Here is a 653-nt window from a genome sequence, read left to right as displayed (position 1 = left end):
GGCGTTAGGTTTTTCGAGGAATAAATTAATTGAGTAGTATCTGGACAGAGTATAAAGACGTTTTGCCTGTAGTGACGTTTGCATTAGGTTACATATTGAATGAAGTCATCGGGGTTGTAAAAAGTAGGGGAAACCTGCGAAAAATCAAAAAAGTTTTAGACTATGAAGTTAACAGAAATCTTGAAATGTTGGCTATGGCTTTAGAAAAAATGCCTCAAGAAGAAACAGAAGAAATTCGTTTGTTTAATATGGCAAAGGTAATTTCTCGAGTTTCTGAGTCCATGACGCTCAATGTCTTTGATACACATATTTCTGACCTGTCGAAAATGAAAGATCATGAAATGGATAATTACTTCTCTTTTTACGCTGCTGTTAGCACTTTGAAGTTACATTCAAATGAGCTAATTAGATATGTACAGGTTGAAAAAAGAAGTGAGGCTCAAAGTAAGCAAATGCTGGCAAGGGTTGTCGCTGTTACAACTTTGGCTAAGGCAATGCTTAAACGGAGAAGTGCAAACAGTTAAGTACAAACCTAACAAACTGTTTAAGAGGGATTCTCAACACGTGGCATTTTCACTATGCGTTGGTTTTAGTGTTTAAGGTGGTATGCAGCGGCTTCGGTATTGCGTTGCTCACCCCTTAACAGGGCGTTA

General features: G+C 37.8%; 1 protein-coding gene. It reads left to right on the top strand.

Annotated features, from left to right (window positions below; translation table 11 throughout):
* Positions 1 to 29 precede the first annotated feature (29 nt).
* A complete protein-coding gene (locus tag FCV43_RS20195) occupies positions 30 to 524 on the top strand; it encodes a hypothetical protein (RefSeq protein ID WP_136996188.1) in 495 nt (164 codons plus the stop codon).
* Positions 525 to 653 lie beyond the last annotated feature (129 nt).

Origin of the sequence: Vibrio genomosp. F6 (assembly GCF_005146325.1) — a bacterium.
Classification (GTDB): domain Bacteria; phylum Pseudomonadota; class Gammaproteobacteria; order Enterobacterales; family Vibrionaceae; genus Vibrio; species Vibrio cortegadensis.
This window is presented reverse-complemented; position numbering and strand designations above follow the sequence as displayed.